The following is a 15,481-nucleotide window of genomic DNA, read 5'->3' on the forward strand; positions in this document are numbered from 1 at the left end:
CCCATCAAGTCGAGACCTTCGTCTCAGAACAGAGCAACAACGGCCTGCTGCAGCCGGTCGACCGCTTCGGCGATCACGGCCACTCCACCGACGCTCGCCCCGATGGCGGCCAGCAGCGAACCGAGCGTGAACCGGTCGGGACTCCCGCCCGCCAACTCTGCCCTGACCAGAGCCAGGGGCCGTCGCAGCTCGCCCGGCTCCGGCAGCTCGTCGGCGTGCCGTTCCAGGACCCGCACCAGATCGTCGAACCGGTCGAGCGCTTCCTGCGCGCGCACCGGCTGCCCGACGTTCACCGCCGCGTGGGCACCGTGTCCTACGGCTATGCCGTTGCCCTTGACATCTCCGACCTCGAAGTTCCCCGCGTTCATGGCTTTTCTCCCTACGTGGACCTCTGTTGACCGCCCTGGGCACCGGCGCCGTGGCCGACGGCCACACCCGTGCCGCTGACGTTCCCGACCCTCATGCTGTTGTCGTTGTTGACCGTGTTGTTGATCGTGGTCTGGTGTCTGGCGAACTCGCTCAAGTCGATGTCGTGTTCCTGGAGGAAGGCGCCGATGGACTTGAGCAGCCGCTCGTGCGTGACCTGGACGAACATCGTCGCGTCCTGTTGCAGGAAGTAGTGCCGCCACTCGTCACCGGCCGCCGCTTCCCGGAGGCTCGGCAGGGCGCCGTAGTCGAACCAGGCGCCCCGGCGGATGCCGTCGGACTGGCCGTCGCGTTTGGCGCGGGCGGCGCTGCGCCGGTGCAGCTGCGCCGCCGTGCGGAACGGTGAGAGGAGCAGGTCCGCCGGGGCGGGCAACGCCGTTGCGGCCAGTGCGCTGGAGACCGCACCGAGCCGCGAGTGGCGCGGCACCGCGTCGACCGTGCAGTAGGACCCCCGAAGAGGCAACAGGGCGAACGTCTCCCCCTCCAGGAAGAGCGAGCCGCGCACCCGGACGGCCCGGATGAACATGGTCACCACCAGCTGGCCGCTCCACGCCTGGGCCTCCACGCACACGTACGACCGGATGATCGTGTCCGGCCCGCCCGCCTTGTCGCGCACCACCTCCGCAGGAACCGCGGTCAAGGGAGGTGCCAGCCGGTCGGGCAGCAGCCGCCGCTCCCGTTGGACGTCGTAGCCGCTGACGAACAAACGCTCGTCCACGCGCAGCCCCGGCAGGTCCAGCTGTCTCAACGACTGCGTCAGCGCTTCGTGCAGGTCCCCGGAGGTGAAGGGGCGCGGCGTCCTGCGCCCGCCGCTGTCGTCCGGCGCGCCCTGGCCGACGTCGATGGCGAACGACCAGGTGTCGATGCGCTCTCCGCTGCCCACGAACGGCGAGTACTCGGAGAAGACCACGAGATTTCCGCTCGCGCGCTCCGCCACGGCCCTCAGGCGCTTCCGGGCATAAGCGCTCACGGGGTCCGGCGCGTCCGCCAGCCGGAACCGGCCGGCCGTCATGCTCCGTTCCACGACCTGGTAGTCGGTGATCCATCGCTCCGCGGCGATCACCAGCCACGCGGCGAGGAGCCCTACGACGGCGACCCACCACACCCTGCTCACGACCTCCGCCGGGTGGCGCCACGGCTGGAGGGTGGCTTCGAGGGCGACGGTCAGGAGCAGAAGACCCGTGAGCGCCGTGTCACGGAGCAGGCGTCGGCGGCGGATCGCCAGGGCCCACTTGGCGACGACGGCGAGGTCGACTCCGTAGGTGGGGCTCAGCGCGCGGTAGGGCTCGTCCACGATGCGGTCCATGGCCAGGTCGCAGAATTCGGGGTCCAGTTGGGTGGTGGCGCTCAGGTACCGGGTCGTCTCGGTGCGGACGGGGGCCACGCGCGGCGGCAGGGGGGCGGGGAGCACCGCCGTCTCCTGATATGTCGCCCGTACGGAGCCGAACCCGAGCGTGTCGCCGTGCGCGAGGAGCACCGGCGTCTGCGCGGCGGGCACGCTCCTGCCGTTCACCGTCGTGCCATTGCGGGAGCCGAGATCGACGATCCACACGCCGTCAGGACCGCAATGGAGCCCCGCGTGGCGTCGGCTGACATCGTGCACGTCCAGCACGATGTCGCCGGTGCGGCCGACGACCAGCCGGGACCCGGCGGCCAGCTCCCACGTGCCGATCTCGGACGACGGCAGCGTGACGACGAGTCTCGGTGCTTCTCCGGTCGTCACGCGCCGTGTGGGCACGTACCTCCTGCCGGTCCCGGTCATCGGCGTTCACCCCCGTCCGCGCGGGGCACTGTGCGGCGGACCGCACACGCTCGCACCACGCGGCAGGACCAGAATCCTCCTCGAACGCGTCGGCAGCAATCGCCGGTGCGGCGTACGTACTCCGTCCTGACCGGGATCTCACGCGGATGAACGCCCCGCCCGTATCTTCCGTACTCCCCGGTACCACCGGCGACACGGAGCACCACGGGAGGCACCTTGCGGCGCGTCAACGGCACGGCTCTGATCATCGCGGCACTCGTCGCCACGCTGGGGGCCATCGCGTTCCCGGTGTGGTCCTACGCCGACCGGTCGAGCACCGGGCCCGCCAATCTGGCCGCCGGGTCCGTGGCCACCCAGTGGGGGCCGCTCTCCGCGGCCGACCGGGATCTGCTCGTGAAGGTGCGGCTCGCCGGGCTGTGGGAGATACCCGCGGGGCAGCAGGCCGTCGAGCGGGCGCCGACCGAGGCCATCAAGGAGGCGGGCGACCACCTCATCGTCGGGCACACCGACCTCGACAGGCGCACCCGCAGCGTGGCCGCGCAGCTCGGCGTCGAGCTGCCCAACCAGCCGACCGAGCAGCAGCAGGGGTGGCTGGACGAACTGTCGGCGGCGAGCGGCGAGACGTACCAGCGGAAGTTCGCGAACCTGCTGCGCGTCTCGCACGGGAAGGTCTTCAGTGTGATCGCGCAGGTGCGCGACAGCACGCGCAACACCCTGATCCGGCAGCTCGCCACGGACTCCAACCAGACGGTCCTCGACCACATCACGATGCTGGAGGCCACCGGGCTCGTCGACTTCGACGACATCGCGAACGGCGCCGCGTCGACCGCGACCGCCAGCCCCACAGGCCCGCCCAAGCCCTCCGGAGCCGCTCCCCCCGAGCCCGCGCCCGCCGGGCCGAGCGGTGACGTCTCCACCACGTCGAGGCCCTCGCCGGGGCCGCCCGGGGAGATCAACACCGGTCGGCCGGAACCTCAAATGTAGCTCTGAACGTCTCCCCCCGAGGGTTCGATCCACACGGCCGGGGCCATGGTCCTGGCAACGGGGGACGAAGGGGGAGCGGACATGGAGCAGCTGAGCGGTCGGCTGGGGACGGGGATCGGCTGGCGGCCCGAGATCGCGGGCGCCGTGGAGGACATGCCCGGCATCGACTGGGTCGAGGTCGTGGCGGAGAACGTGTGTCCCGGGCATCTGCCCGACTCGCTGCTGCGGCTGCGCGAGCGGGGGGTGACCGTCGTGCCGCACGGCGTCTCGCTGGGACTCGGCGGCGCGGACCGTCCCGACGAGGGGCGCCTCGCCGCGCTGGCCGAGCGGGCCGAGGCGCTCGGGGCGCCGCTGGTCACCGAGCACATCGCGTACGTACGGGCGGGGGGTGCCCTCACCGCGACGCAGCCACTGGAAGCGGGGCATCTGCTGCCGGTGCCCCGCACCCGTGACGCGCTGGACGTCCTCTGCGAGAACGTGCGGATCGCGCAGGACGCGCTGCCCGTGCCGCTCGCCGTGGAGAACATCGCGGCGCTGGTCGCGTGGCCGGGCGAGGAGATGACGGAGGGGCAGTTCCTGTACGAGCTGGTCGAGCGCACGGGCGTCCGGCTGCTCATCGACGTCGCCAACCTCCACACCAACCACGTCAACCGCGGCGAGGACCCGGCCGAGGCGCTGGACGAACTGCCGGTCGAGGCCATCGCGTACGTCCATGTGGCGGGCGGCTTCGAGCGGGACGGCGTGTGGCACGACAGCCACGCGCACCCCGTGCCCGAGCCCGTGCTGGCGATCCTCGCCGACCTCGCGTCGCGCGTGTCCCCGCCCGGGGTCCTGCTGGAGCGCGACGAGAACTTTCCCGAACCGGCCGATCTCGAACGGGAGTTGGACGCCATTCGGGCGACGCTGAAGACGTCGGGTGATGTGGTGGCGGACGTCCGCCGCGAGCGTCGTGACGTTGCCGTCGCCTCCGATGCCGCCCGTCAGCGCACGGCCGTCGCACAGGCCGCGCTCCTCTCCGCGCTCGTCGCGGGCACCCCGGCGCCCGAGGGCTTCGACCACGCGCGCCTGAAGGTGCAGAGTCACGCCCTGGCCGCCAAGCGGGCCGACGTCGTCGCGAAGGTCGCGCCGGAGCTGCCGGAGATCCTCGGTGCCGGGTACCGCGGCGAGTTCCTCGCGTACGCGCGGACGCGGCCCATGGCCGGCGGCTACCGGCACGACGCGCTGACCTTCGCCGAGCACCTGATGATCGCGGGACGCCCGGCGGACGCGGACGCCCGGCGGCGGTTGCGCGACTGGTGGCTGGAGCGTTCGGGTCCCGCCCCGCTGTCGCGGCGGCCCGCGGCGCGACTGCTGCACGCCACCCGCCGGGTCCTGCTGAGGCGGTGACGCCATGACCCTCGTGGCGATGGCGTACACGGTCGTGGTCTCGCTCGCCTCCGCCGAGCTGATCCGGGGCGTGGCGGCGGCCCGCCGCACGGGATCCCCGTACCGGGGCAGACAGCCGCTCGACGCCGGGCACGGGGTCCATGTCCGCGGGACGCTGGAGGCCGCCTTCCTGGCCGGCGGTCCCGCCCGCGTCGCGGACACGCTGATCGCGGGGCTGCACGAGGACGGCCGGCTGGTCGTCGCGGGCCCCGGCGTCGTCGGGATCACCCGCCCGGTCGCCAGGGACGCCGCGGAGCAGGCGGTCATCGACGCCCACACCGCGGCGCCGAGCGGCGCGCTGCACGGGCTGCGGATCGCCGTGATGCGCAGCCTTCCGGTGCAGGAGACGGGCGAGGCGCTCGCGCGGCGGGGGCTCCTGGTGCGGCCGGGCCGACAGCGGAAGTGGCGCGTCCGGGCCGGTACGCAGATCGCCCTGACCTTCTTCGGGTTCGTTGCGTGCGCCATCGCGGCCCTGCTGCTGTCCGCGGGTGACATCACGCTGCCGGGCGGTTCGCAGTCGCCGCTCATGGACATCCTCGTCCTGCTGCCCGGCGCGGTGTTCGGCATCGTGAGCGGCGCGGTCTGCCTCGCGGTCACCTCGAAGCAGCTGACGGTCGCGGGACGGTACGCGCTGCGGCAGTACGTCGCCTCGTCGCGCCATCTGCCGGGCGCCGCGCACCAGGTGGCGACGCGCGGCCTCTCGCGGGCCCACCCGGACATCCGGTCCCAGCTGATCGCGGCGGCCCGGACGCGGGTCCCGGCCACGGATCCAGCCGACCCCGGCCCGGCCGGGCACCACAACGCGGCCGCGTGGAACTCGGGGGGCGGCGGCGGTGGCACTCCGGTCTGGTGCGGGACGGACGCGGGGGACCAGGACGGCTTCGCCTGCTCGGGCAGTGGCGGGCCCTCGTGCTCGGGCGGCGGCTCGTCGTGCGGCGGAGGCGGCGGGTCCTCCTGCGGCGGGGGCGGCGGCGGAGGCTCGTCCTGCGGGGGCGGGTCGTCCTGAGGCGGGCCGTCCCCGGCTCCCTGCCCCCTTCCGGGGGCGCACGCCGCGCTCATCAACTCATGGGCCCGGTACGGCAGGTGACGTACTCCCGGCCGTATCGGACCGCGCACCTGCCCCGGCGCACTAACGTGCGGTGCCGCACCAGGAGGCACCATGCGATTACGAACCATCAACGGCACCGGCCTCATCATCGCGGGACTCGTCGCGACCCTGGCCGCCCTGCTCTTCCCCCTCTGGTCCTACGAGGACCGCTCGGGCACCCCGCTCGACCTGCTCGACGCCGACACCGTGTCCACCGACTTCGGGCCGCTCTCCGCCCTGGACCGGGACTTCATCACCAAGGTCCGCCTCGCGGGCCTGTGGGAGCTGCCCGCCGGGCAGCAGGCCGAGGAGCGCGGCACCACCAAGGCCGTGCGGACCGCGGGCAAGCACCTCGTGGAGGGGCACACGTTCCTCGACGCGCGCGTACGCGAGGTCGCCACGCGGCTGGGCCTCGAACTGCCCAGCCAGCCGAACCCCCAACAGCGCGGCTGGCTCGCCGAGTTGAGCGGCGCCCGCGGCGAGACGTACAACGAGGAGTTCGCGAACATCCTGCGCCGCGCGCACGGCAAGGTGTTCTCCGTCGTCGCCGACGTCCGCGCGAACACCCGCAACTCGCTCGTGCGCGACCTGGCGGACGACGCGAACACGACCGTCCTCGACCACATCACGGTCCTGGAGGACACCGGCCTCGTCGACTTCGAAGGACTCGCCCGGGACGCGGCGACCACCGGACCCGGCGCCCCCGCGACCCGCTCACCGGCCCCGCCGGGCCCCACGGACGCCCCGGGATCGGCCACCCCGGTCACCCCCTCGCCGACGTTCCCGCTGCCGCCCGCGGCGTCCCGGCCCAGGCCCGGCACCAACTGACCCAGGCCCGGGACCAACCGACCGGGGAAAACGGAACGTTACCCACCCGTCACCCCGTGTCCACATACTGGAAATGGCGTGGCGCACCGCGGCGCCTTCGCATAGAAAATCGCCATGTTCTGGGTCCCTCTGCTCCTCCTCGCCTGCGCCGCGGCCGGTCTGTCCTGTGGCCGGCTCTGTCTCGCCACGAGCCGTGCCGCCGCCCAGGAGCGGTCCGCGGGCCACGGGCGCGAACTCACCCTGTACGAGACGGCGTTCCTCTCCGGAGGCCCCTCCCGCGTCGCCGACGTGACGCTCGTCGCCATGGCCAGGGCGCGCCGGCTGCTGATCGCGCACACCGGCTGGGCGACGGTCGTCGACCCGGTGGGCCGCGACGACATGGAGCGTTCGGTGCTCGGCGCGATCGGCCCCGCCGGACAGTCGCCCATAGCGCCGATACGGCTGGGCGCCGCGGCCGCCGATCCGGTGCGGGCGCTCGCGGACCGGCTCGTCGCGGCGGGGCTCGCGGTCCCCGACGGTCTCGGCGCGGGGGTCGCGGCCGCGGTGCGGCAGGTGCGGGCCGCGACGGGCGTGGTGCTCGCCCTCGGCACCGTGGCGGTGCTGATGCCGGCTCAGGGGCCTGCGGCGCCCGGTCAGGTGCCGATCGCGGTCTGGTTCTCGCTGCCGCTGCTGCTCTGCACGGCGTGCCTGCTCATCGCCCGCGTCGAGGTGCATCCGTACACCCGGTGGGCGTCCCCGGCGGGCCAGCGGCTCCTCGGGGCGTTGCCGACGGGCGGCGAGGGGCTCACGGCCGTCGCCGTGCTCGGGGTCCGCGCCACGGGGGACCCGGAGCTGCGGGCGGCGTTCTCCCACCGGCCGCGCAGGTGAGCGGCCCGAGTCCAACAGGGGGCATTGCACCGACACCCGCCGACCGGTGCTTTACATAGCCAAATACCACAAGATAGACAAGCGCGATGAGAGCAGCCGCCGCCCGGTACGGAACCGCCGGGTCCCTGGTCCTGACCGCCCTCGTCGCCGCCCCCGCGGGAAGCGCGACCGGCACCCCTCCCTCCCCCGAGGAACACGGCGTCGTCGTCGCCGCCCAGCGCGCCGAGGCCGCCGGGATCCGCTGGGGCACCTGCGCGAAGGCCGAGGGCCTCCCCCCGTCCGTCCGGTGCGGCACCGTCACCGTGCCGCTCGACTACGCCCACCCCGACGGCAAGCGGATCAAACTGACCGTCAGCCGCACGAAGGCCACGAAGAAGCGCGCGGGCAAGGCGGTCGCACGCCAGGGCTCGCTGGTCTACAACCCGGGCGGCCCCGGCGCGTCCGGCACGTACTTCCCGCTGGTGGGCGTGATGCCCGAGTGGAAGCGCATCGCGGCCGCGTACGACCTGGTCGGGTACGCCCCGCGCGGCGTCGGCCGGTCCGCGCCGCTCTCCTGCCAGGACCCGAAGGACTTCTCGCACGCGCCGTCCCAGGCGCCCACGCACCCCGACCACGCGTACAAGAAGGAACGGATCGCGCGCGCCAAGGCGTACGCGCGCGGGTGCGTGAAACGCAACCCCGGCGTACGCCACTTCACGTCGCTGAACAACGCGCGCGACCTGGACGTGCTGCGCGCGGCGCTCGGCGAGAAGAAGCTGACGTTCATGGGGGCGTCGTACGGCACGTACTTCGGGGCGGTCTACGCGACGCTGTACCCGTCGCACGTGCGCCGCATGGTCTTCGACTCGGCGGTCAACCCCCACCCCGAGCAGATCTGGTACCGCAACAACCTCGACCAGTCGCTGGCGTTCGAGCGCCGGTGGGCGGACTTCCGCACCTGGGTGGCCAAGCACGACAAGACGTACCACCTGGGCAGGACACCCGACGCCGTCCTGCGCAGCTACGAGAAGGTGGACGCCGCCCTGGCCCGCAAGCCCGCCGGCGGCAAGGTCGGGCCCGGCCAGCTGCAGTCCGCGTTCCTCCAGGCCGGGTACTACGACGACTACTGGCCGACGCGTGCGGCGGCACTCTCCGCCTACCTGAAGGGCGACCCGAAGCCGCTCATCGAGCAGGCCGCGCCCGAGCCGCGCGCGGCCGCCGAGAGCGAGAACGGCAACGCGGTGTACACGGCCGTCGAGTGCAACGACGCGCCCTGGCCCACGGACTTCGCCACCTGGGACCGCGACAACTCGGAGCTCGCGCGCGTGGCGCCCTTCGAGACCTGGGACAACGCGTGGATGAACCTGCCGTGCGCCTACTGGAAGGCGCCCCGGCAGCAGCCCGTCGACGTGGGCACGCACGAGGGGGCGCTGCCCCCGACGCTGATCCTCGCCGCCGAACGCGACGCGGCGACGCCCTACCAGGGCGCTCAGGAGCTGAACCGGAGGCTGGCCGGGTCCGTCCTGGTCACCGAGCGGGAGGCGGGCACGCACGGCATCGGGGGCGGCCCCAACAAGTGCGTGAACGCCCACCTGGACGCCTACCTCCTGAAGGGCGAGCTCCCCGTGCGGCGCGCGGCGTCGTGCGCACCGCGCAAGGAGCCCAGGCCCTCGACCGAGGTACGGGCGGCGCTCCCCAGGGAGCGCTAGCCGTTCACAGCGCGCCGAGGCGCTCCAGCGGGAACGGCGGCTGGGCCAGCGGACGCACCGCGAGCCGGGTCAGCGGCAGCGCGTTGTCGTCACCGGCCGTCCGGTTGGCGTGCAGGACACCGCAGTGCGTGCAGCGGTGGACGAGGACCCACTCGCCGTCTCCGCGGACGGAGATGGCGAGGGGTTCCATCCGGGCTCCGCAGTCGGCGTCCCGGTCGCCAGGGGTGTCGTCGAGGTGACGGCTCCACAGGCAATTGGGGCAGTGATTGCGGTGATCGGTGCCCGGGGCGGTCATCGATACGTCGAGACCGCACTGCAGGCACCGGAAGGACTGGGCGCGCGCTTCAGTGCGGGCCCGCCGAGAGGTGTTGCGGGACATGGTGAGGATGACTCCTGAGCGTTGCGGAAGGGGATGACTCCGAGCTGTTCCGCAGGGCCCTGGGCATACACTCACCGTCTCTCTGTCCTTGGCTTCGACCTCTCGATGAAACCCGCACCGGACAGGCGCGGCAACCGAATTAACTAGGCGAGACCGGCCACGAGCTCGGCCACGGACTTGCGGCGGCCGGTGTAGAACGGCACCTCTTCGCGTACGTGCATGCGGGCCTCGGAGGCGCGCAGGTGACGCATGAGGTCGACGATGCGGTACAGCTCGTCGGCCTCGAAGGCGAGGAGCCACTCGTAGTCGCCGAGGGAGAACGAGGCGACCGTGTTGGCGCGCACGTCGGGGTAGCCGCGGGCCATCTTGCCGTGGTCGGCGAGCATGCGGCGGCGGTCCTCGTCGGGCAGCAGGTACCAGTCGTAGGAGCGCACGAAGGGGTAGACGCTGATGTAGTTGCGCGGCGTCTCGTCGGCGAGGAACGCCGGGATGTGCGACTTGTTGAACTCGGCGGGGCGGTGCAGCGCCATGTTCGACCAGACCGGCTCCAGGGCGCGGCCGAGCTTGGTGCGGCGGAAGAGGTTGTAGGCCTCCTGGAGCTCGTCGGCGGTCTCGGCGTGCCACCAGATCATGACGTCGGCGTCGGCGCGCAGACCGGAGACGTCGTAGGTGCCGCGGACGGTGACGTCCTTGGCGGCGAGCTGGTCGAACAGGTCCTGGACCTCTTCGGCGTAGCCCGCGCGCTGCTCGGGCAGCACGTCGCGCAGCTTGAAGACGGACCACAGGGTGTAGCGGATGACCTCGTTGAGGTCCTTGGCCTTCTTGCCCGCGTTGGGCGTCTTGGCGGGGGCGTCGTCACTCATGACCCTATTCTCCTCCGCCGCCGTGCAGACTCTGCACCGGGTTGCGGGTGAGCTCCTCCACACCGGCCGTGTCGCCGTCGAGCTGGTCCACGGCGGCATGGGCGCTCGCGATGCAGGCGGGGACGCCCACGCCGTCGTACGCCGCCCCGCACACGGCGAGTCCCGGCAGCTTGCTCACGTGCTCGCGGATGCGGGCCACGCGCGCGTGGTGCCCGACGGGGTACTGCGGCAGGCCGTCGTGCCAGCGCGTGACACGGGTGGCGACGGGCTCGGCGTCCAGGCCGGTGGCGGCGCGCAGGTCGCGCCGGGAGAGCTCGATGAGCTCGGCGTCGTCGCGCCGCAGGATCTCCGTCTCGCCGTACCGCCCCACGGACGTCCGCAGCACCATCAGGTCGGGGTCCTCGTCCGCGATCCAGCCCCACTTGCGGGACGCGAAGGTGGACGCCTTGATGGTGTGCCCGTCGACCGGCGGCACAAGGAAACCGCTCCCTTCGGGGAGGTCGGTTTCGCCGCGGCGGTACACGAGGGTCATCAGCGCCATGGAGGCGTACTCGACCGTGGCGAGCTCGGCCGCGGCGGCGGGGGCCTCGACGCCGAGGAGCGCGGCGGCGGAGTGCGCGGGCACGGCGACGACCACGGCGTCCGCGTCGACGACCTGGTCCTCGGTGCCGACCTGCCAGCCCGTGGGGGTGCGCCGCAGCTCGGTGACCGGCGTCCCCGTGCGGATCTCGCCGCCCCGTGCGCGCACCGCGTCGGCGACGGCGAGCGGCAGTTGTCCGACGCCTCCCTCGATGCCCATGAAGACGGGCCCGGTCTGCTGATTCTTCGCCGCGCGCGCCTGGATGGCGCGGACTCCCTCGGTGAGGGAGGTGTGGGTGCGGGCGGCCTCGAAGAGCTGCGGGACGGCCGAGCGCATCGAGATGCGGTACGCGTCGCCCGCGTAGACCCCGCCGAGCAGGGGCTCCACGAGCCGGTCGACGACTTCCCTGCCGAGGCGCGCGGCGACGTACTCACCGACCGCGACGTCGTCGCCGACTTCGGTGGGCGGCAGTTCGCCGTCCCGCGCGATGCGGTGCAGGCCCTCTTCGGAGAGGACTCCCGCGAGGGCGGACGCGTCGCCGGGCACGCCCATGACGTGGCCCTTGGGCATGGGGCGCAGCGCGCCGCGGGTCCAGATCGACGCGGTGGCGGTGGCGGGCGGCTGGAGCCGGTCGGCGAGGCCCACCTCGCGGGCGAGGGCGACGGCTTCGGGGCGGCGGGCGAGCAGCGACTCGGCGCCGAGGTCGACGCGGGCCCCGGCGATCTCACCGGCGTGGAGCTTGCCGCCGAGCCGCTCGGAGGCCTCCAGAACGGTCACCCGGCGGCCGGGGTCGGCCGTGAGCAGCCGGTGCGCGGCGGCCAGTCCGGCGATCCCGCCTCCGATGACGACGACGTGACCGTTACCCGTACCTGTGTCCGTTGCGCGCATGTCCCCACTCTCTCAGACCGCCCGGACGGGCGAGTCCCGACCGTGACCGCACCGGAACCGCGCGGCAACCATCGTTTCGCCCCTCTCCCGCGTCGTAGGAGCATCAGTCACCGTTCCTCGGGGGGTACGCCGATGCGCGCGTCCAGCAAGTCAGGAAAGTCCAGCAGCACGCCCACGCGCCACCGCACGTTCCAGGTCTTCGCCGGCCTCCTGCTGGCGGTCATGCTCGCGCTCACGGGCTGCACGAGCCCCGGGGACGGTGACGACTCCGCCGCGGGCGGCAGCGACAAGGCCGCGGGGCTCCAGGCCGAGGACAACGGGAAGGGCGCCTCGGGCAGCAGGGCCGACGGGCCCGGTGACACCGACAGCGCCTCGGGAAAGCGCAAACAGCCCGATCTCGACGGCACGCACATCATCCGCACCGCGAAGCTCACCGTCCGCGTCGAGGACGTGCCCGGGGCGCTCGACGAGGCCCGGCGGGCGGCCGAGGACGCCGGGGGCATCGTGGGGAACGAGAACACCTCGCGCGACAGCGAGGGACGCGAGCGCTCCCGCGTCGTGCTGCGCGTGCCGCAGGACAAGTACGAGGACGTCCTCACCGCCCTCGAAGGCACCGGCAGGCTCATCGACAAGGACGCGAAGGCCCAGGACGTCACCGACCAGGTCGTCGACGTGGAGAGCCGCGTCAAGTCGCAGCGGGCGAGTGTCGCGCGCGTGCGCGAGCTGATGGACAAGGCGACCAAACTCAGCGATGTGGTCGCCCTGGAAGGGGAGTTGAGCACCCGCCAGTCCGACCTGGAGGCGCTGCTCGCCCAGCGGGAGTCGCTGAAGGACCGGACGAGCCTGGCGACGATCACCCTCTCGCTCACCGAGAACGGGGCGACGGCGGACGCGGAGGACGACGATCCGTCGTTCGGGGACGCGCTCGGCGGCGGCTGGGACGCGTTCGTGGCCGCGCTGCGCTGGGTCGCGATCGTCCTCGCCGCGGTGCTGCCGTTCGCGGCGGTCGTCGCGCTGCTCGCGCTGCTGTGGCTGCGCGTCGTACGTCCCCGGTGGCCGCGCCGTGCGGCGGGCGGCGGAGAGGGCGAGGAGTGAGCCCGCGGCGCCCCGCGCCGTAGCGTGGGCCCATGAGCGGCACGAGCGGTACACGAGAGCGGTTGGTGATCATCGGGGGCGACGCGGCGGGCATGTCCGCCGCGTCGCAGGCGCGCAGGCTCAAGGGCCCCGACGAACTGGAGATCGTCGCGTTCGAGCGCGGCCACTTCACTTCGTACTCCGCCTGCGGCATCCCCTACTGGGTGGGCGGCGACGTCGGCAAGCGGGACGACCTGATCGCGCGGACGCCCGAGCAGCACCGCGAGCGGGCGATCGATCTGCGGATGCGCACGGAGGTGGTGCGGATCGACGTCCCGGGCCGCCGCGTCCTGGCCAGGGACCTGACGGCGGGCGAGGAGGCGGGCGAGGGCGCGGAGTACTGGACGGCGTACGACAAGCTCGTCATCGCGACCGGCGCGCGCCCCCTGCGCCCGGCGCTCCCCGGCATCGACGCACCCAACGTGCACGGCGTGCAGACCCTGGACGACGGCCAGGCCCTGATCGACACGCTGGCCGGGACGCCGGGCCGGCGCGCCGTGGTCATCGGCGCGGGCTACATCGGCGTCGAGATGGCGGAGGCGCTCGTCAACCGGGGTTACGAGGTGACGGTCGTCAACCGCGGCACGGAGCCCATGTCGACGCTCGACCCGGACATGGGCTGTCTCGTGCACGACGCGATGACGGGCATGGGCATCGAGATGGTGAACGGCGCCGAGGTCACCGCGATCCCGACCGACGAGGACGGGCGGGCCAGGGCGGTGGCGACGGAGGACGCCGAGTACCCGGCGGACGTGGTGGTGCTCGGCATCGGCGTCCGTCCCGAGACGACGCTCGCCCGCGAGGCTGGCCTGCCGCTCGGCGCGTACGGCGGACTCCTCACCGACCTGGCGATGCGGGTGCGCGGGCATGACGACATCTGGGCGGGCGGGGACTGCGTGGAGGTCCTCGACCTGGTGTCGGGGCGCGAGCGGCACATCGCGCTCGGCACGCACGCCAACAAGCACGGGCAGGTCATCGGCTCCAACGCGGGCGGGGGCTACGCCACGTTCCCCGGCGTCGTCGGCACGGCCGTCAGCAAGGTCTGCGACCTGGAGATCGCCCGCACCGGCCTGCGCGAACGGGACGCGCTCGCCGCCGGTTTCCGGTTCGTGACGGTGACGATCGAGTCGACGAGCCGGGCCGGCTACTACCCGGGGGCCGCGCCGATGAAGGTGAAGATGATCGCCGAGCGGCGCACGGGGCGGCTCCTCGGCGTCCAGATCGTGGGCCGCGAGGGCGCGGGCAAGCGGGTCGACGTGGCGGCCGTCGCGCTGACGGCGCAGATGACGGTGGAACAGATGACGGCACTCGACCTGGGGTACGCGCCGCCGTTCTCACCGGTGTGGGACCCGGTCCTGGTGGCGGCGCGCAAGGCGGTGGCGGCGGTCCGCTCGGAAGGCTAGGGCCACGGAAAAGGTCCCTGCCCGATCGGGCAGGGACCTTTTTCGGACATCTTTCAGACGTTCGCTGTTCGGACGTCCGCCGTTCAGACGGCCGTCCGCGTGTGGACGTACTCCACGAGGCGGGTCAGCGCCTCGGGGTCCGTGGTGGGCAGGACGCCGTGCCCGAGGTTGAAGATGTGCCCCTCCAGGCCGCTCGCGGCGGCGAGGACCTCGTCCGTCTTCCGCTCGACGGCCTCACGCGTGGAGAAGAGGACGGCCGGGTCCAGGTTGCCCTGGATCGCCTTGCCGGGCCCGACGCGTCGCGCGGCCTCGTCCAGCGGCACCCGCCAGTCCGCGCCCACGACATCGGCACCCGCCTCGCCCATGAGGCCGAGGAGCTCGCCGGTGCCGACGCCGAAGTGGATGCGCGGCACACCGTACGAGGCGACGGCGTCGAAGACCTTCGCCGACGCGGGCATCACCGAGCGGCGGTAGTCGGCGGGCGCCAGGGCGCCCACCCACGAGTCGAAGAGCTGCACGGCGCTCGCGCCCGCCTCGATCTGCACCTTCAGGAAGGCGGCGGTGATCTCCGCGAGACGGTCGAGCAGGTCGGCCCAGAGCTGCGGGTCGCCGTACATCAGCGCCTTGGTGTGCTCGTGGTTGCGGCTCGGACCGCCCTCCACGAGGTAGCTCGCGAGGGTGAAAGGCGCGCCGGCGAAGCCGATGAGCGGCGTCGAGCCGAGCTCGGCCGTCAGCATCCCCATCGCCTCGGTCACGTAGTGGACGTCGTCGGGCGTGAGGTCCCGCAGCTGCGCGAGGTCGGCGCGCGAACGGATCGGCTTCTCGACGACGGGGCCGACGCCCGGCTTGATGTCGAGGTCGATGCCGATGGCCTTGAGCGGGACGACGATGTCGCTGAAGTAGATCGCGGCGTCGACGTTGTGGCGGCGCACGGGCTGCAGCGTGATCTCGGTGACGAGGTCGGGGCGCATGCAGGACTCCAGCATGGCCGTGCCCTCGCGGACCTTGCGGTACTCGGGAAGTGAGCGCCCCGCCTGCCGCATGAACCAGACCGGCGTGTGCGGCACTGCCTCGCGCCTGCACGCCTTCATGAAGGGGGAGTCGTACGTCGCTGTGTTCTGCCGGCCCTCGGGGCCACGGCTGTCATTGGCACTCACGCGGAAAGTC

Annotated in this window: 14 protein-coding genes; 8 read left to right on the forward strand and 6 right to left on the reverse strand. The window is 72.9% G+C overall.

All coding sequences use genetic code 11. From position 1 onward, the window contains the following. Positions 1 to 23 precede the first annotated feature (23 nt). Complete coding sequence (locus tag DEJ48_RS08525) at positions 24 to 368, reverse strand: DUF5955 family protein (protein WP_150215582.1); 345 nt, start codon at positions 366 to 368, stop codon at positions 24 to 26. Positions 369 to 379: 11 nt separating this feature from the next. After that, entirely contained in the window at positions 380 to 2,164 is a 1,785-nt protein-coding gene (locus DEJ48_RS08530; RefSeq protein ID WP_190537283.1) for an FHA domain-containing protein, read from the reverse strand. Between the two features lie 240 nt (positions 2,165 to 2,404). Here DEJ48_RS08530 and DEJ48_RS08535 point away from each other — a divergent pair, with 240 nt between their 5' ends. From DEJ48_RS08535 to DEJ48_RS08560, 6 genes are all read left to right on the forward strand, one after another. Continuing rightward, positions 2,405 to 3,172: a DUF4142 domain-containing protein gene (locus DEJ48_RS08535; RefSeq protein ID WP_150215584.1), complete on the forward strand. Its 768-nt coding sequence runs from the start codon at positions 2,405 to 2,407 to the stop codon at positions 3,170 to 3,172. A gap of 81 nt (positions 3,173 to 3,253) precedes the next feature. Next, on the forward strand, positions 3,254 to 4,558 hold the full coding sequence (locus DEJ48_RS08540; RefSeq protein ID WP_150215585.1) for a DUF692 domain-containing protein: 1,305 nt from the start codon (positions 3,254 to 3,256) through the stop codon (positions 4,556 to 4,558). A 4-nt stretch (positions 4,559 to 4,562) separates the two neighbouring features. Beyond that, entirely contained in the window at positions 4,563 to 5,603 is a 1,041-nt protein-coding gene (locus DEJ48_RS08545; RefSeq protein ID WP_150215586.1) for a TIGR04222 domain-containing membrane protein, read from the forward strand. Positions 5,604 to 5,756: 153 nt separating this feature from the next. Then, positions 5,757 to 6,512 (forward strand): DUF4142 domain-containing protein, encoded by a 756-nt coding sequence (locus DEJ48_RS08550; protein ID WP_150215587.1) that lies wholly within the window; start codon positions 5,757 to 5,759, stop codon positions 6,510 to 6,512. Between the two features lie 114 nt (positions 6,513 to 6,626). Next, positions 6,627 to 7,379: a TIGR04222 domain-containing membrane protein gene (locus DEJ48_RS08555; protein ID WP_150215588.1), complete on the forward strand. Its 753-nt coding sequence runs from the start codon at positions 6,627 to 6,629 to the stop codon at positions 7,377 to 7,379. Positions 7,380 to 7,465: 86 nt separating this feature from the next. Continuing rightward, positions 7,466 to 9,067 (forward strand): alpha/beta hydrolase, encoded by a 1,602-nt coding sequence (locus DEJ48_RS08560; RefSeq protein ID WP_150215589.1) that lies wholly within the window; start codon positions 7,466 to 7,468, stop codon positions 9,065 to 9,067. A gap of 4 nt (positions 9,068 to 9,071) precedes the next feature. Here the strand turns inward: DEJ48_RS08560 and DEJ48_RS08565 are convergent, their stop codons facing one another. From DEJ48_RS08565 to hemG, 3 genes are all read right to left on the reverse strand, one after another. Further along, complete coding sequence (locus DEJ48_RS08565; RefSeq protein ID WP_150215590.1) at positions 9,072 to 9,446, reverse strand: RNHCP domain-containing protein; 375 nt, start codon at positions 9,444 to 9,446, stop codon at positions 9,072 to 9,074. A 143-nt stretch (positions 9,447 to 9,589) separates the two neighbouring features. Continuing rightward, on the reverse strand, positions 9,590 to 10,309 hold the full coding sequence (gene hemQ, locus DEJ48_RS08570) for a hydrogen peroxide-dependent heme synthase (RefSeq protein WP_150215591.1): 720 nt from the start codon (positions 10,307 to 10,309) through the stop codon (positions 9,590 to 9,592). A 4-nt stretch (positions 10,310 to 10,313) separates the two neighbouring features. Continuing rightward, the gene (gene hemG, locus DEJ48_RS08575; RefSeq protein WP_150215592.1) at positions 10,314 to 11,777 is read right to left on the reverse strand and encodes a protoporphyrinogen oxidase; all 1,464 of its coding nucleotides are present in this window, start codon (positions 11,775 to 11,777) and stop codon (positions 10,314 to 10,316) included. A gap of 132 nt (positions 11,778 to 11,909) precedes the next feature. Between hemG and DEJ48_RS08580 the strand changes: the two genes are divergently transcribed. Next, positions 11,910 to 12,872, forward strand: coding sequence for a DUF4349 domain-containing protein (locus tag DEJ48_RS08580; protein ID WP_150215593.1), 963 nt, complete (start codon positions 11,910 to 11,912; stop codon positions 12,870 to 12,872). Positions 12,873 to 12,904: 32 nt separating this feature from the next. Continuing rightward, positions 12,905 to 14,314, forward strand: coding sequence for an FAD-dependent oxidoreductase (locus DEJ48_RS08585; RefSeq protein WP_150215594.1), 1,410 nt, complete (start codon positions 12,905 to 12,907; stop codon positions 14,312 to 14,314). Between the two features lie 83 nt (positions 14,315 to 14,397). Here the strand turns inward: DEJ48_RS08585 and hemE are convergent, their stop codons facing one another. Next, on the reverse strand, positions 14,398 to 15,471 hold the full coding sequence (gene hemE / locus DEJ48_RS08590) for a uroporphyrinogen decarboxylase (protein ID WP_150215595.1): 1,074 nt from the start codon (positions 15,469 to 15,471) through the stop codon (positions 14,398 to 14,400). Positions 15,472 to 15,481 lie beyond the last annotated feature (10 nt).

Source organism: Streptomyces venezuelae (assembly GCF_008642315.1).
Taxonomy (GTDB): domain Bacteria; phylum Actinomycetota; class Actinomycetes; order Streptomycetales; family Streptomycetaceae; genus Streptomyces; species Streptomyces venezuelae_D.

Coding starts and splice junctions, on each gene's coding strand:
- DEJ48_RS08540 (WP_150215585.1), top strand. CDS start 3,254: ATGGAGCAGCTGAGCGGTCGGCTGGGGACGGGGATCGGCTGGCGGCCC.
- DEJ48_RS08545 (WP_150215586.1), top strand. CDS start 4,563: ATGACCCTCGTGGCGATGGCGTACACGGTCGTGGTCTCGCTCGCCTCC.
- DEJ48_RS08555 (WP_150215588.1), top strand. CDS start 6,627: ATGTTCTGGGTCCCTCTGCTCCTCCTCGCCTGCGCCGCGGCCGGTCTG.
- hemQ (WP_150215591.1), bottom strand. CDS start 10,309: ATGAGTGACGACGCCCCCGCCAAGACGCCCAACGCGGGCAAGAAGGCC.
- DEJ48_RS08585 (WP_150215594.1), top strand. CDS start 12,905: ATGAGCGGCACGAGCGGTACACGAGAGCGGTTGGTGATCATCGGGGGC.
- DEJ48_RS08560 (WP_150215589.1), top strand. CDS start 7,466: ATGAGAGCAGCCGCCGCCCGGTACGGAACCGCCGGGTCCCTGGTCCTG.
- DEJ48_RS08550 (WP_150215587.1), top strand. CDS start 5,757: ATGCGATTACGAACCATCAACGGCACCGGCCTCATCATCGCGGGACTC.
- DEJ48_RS08565 (WP_150215590.1), bottom strand. CDS start 9,446: ATGTCCCGCAACACCTCTCGGCGGGCCCGCACTGAAGCGCGCGCCCAG.
- DEJ48_RS08580 (WP_150215593.1), top strand. CDS start 11,910: ATGCGCGCGTCCAGCAAGTCAGGAAAGTCCAGCAGCACGCCCACGCGC.
- hemG (WP_150215592.1), bottom strand. CDS start 11,777: ATGCGCGCAACGGACACAGGTACGGGTAACGGTCACGTCGTCGTCATC.
- DEJ48_RS08525 (WP_150215582.1), bottom strand. CDS start 368: ATGAACGCGGGGAACTTCGAGGTCGGAGATGTCAAGGGCAACGGCATA.